Annotated in this window: 1 protein-coding gene; it reads right to left on the bottom strand. The window is 70.7% G+C overall.

Translation table 11 applies throughout. The annotated features are described in order from the left end of the window. Positions 1 to 559 (bottom strand): calcium-binding protein (locus tag ACTIF1_RS26475; protein WP_439599468.1); only part of this gene is annotated, 559 nt, incomplete at both ends.

The following is a 559-nucleotide window of genomic DNA, read 5'->3' as shown; positions in this document are numbered from 1 at the left end:
GGCCCTCCCCGCCATCCAGCGTATCCGCCCCCGCGCCGCCGATCAGCGTGTCGTTGCCCCCGGCGCCCATCAGCAGATTGGCCGCCGCATCGCCGGTCAGGCTGTCGCCAAAGCCCGAGCCATGCACCGCCTCGATGCTCTGCAGCACGTCGCCCGCGGAATCGCCGCCCTCCGCCGTGCCGGCCGTCAGATCGACCTGCACCGCATCGCCGGAATCCGCATAGGTCACCAGGTCGAAGCCGTCGCCGCCGGTCATCCCGTCGCTGCCGCCACCGCCCGCCAGCGTGTCGTCGCCGGCCTCGCCGCTCAGCAGGTCGTTGCCGTCGAGGCCCTGCAGCAGATTGGCCGTGCCATTGCCGAGCAGCGTATCCGCATAGGCCGAGCCGCGCAGGCCCTCGATCGAGACATAGGCATCCCGCTGCGCCTCGTTGGTCCGGACGTTCAGCGGATTGCGCAGCCCGACCAGGGAGGCATCCACGCCCGAGGTCGCGTTCTCATAGGTCGCGATGTCGAAGCCATCGCCGCCATTCATCGCATCCGCGCCGAGGCCACCCTCCAG

This window comes from Falsiroseomonas sp., from assembly GCF_051860665.1.
Lineage (GTDB): Bacteria > Pseudomonadota > Alphaproteobacteria > Acetobacterales > Acetobacteraceae > Falsiroseomonas.
This window is presented reverse-complemented; position numbering and strand designations above follow the sequence as displayed.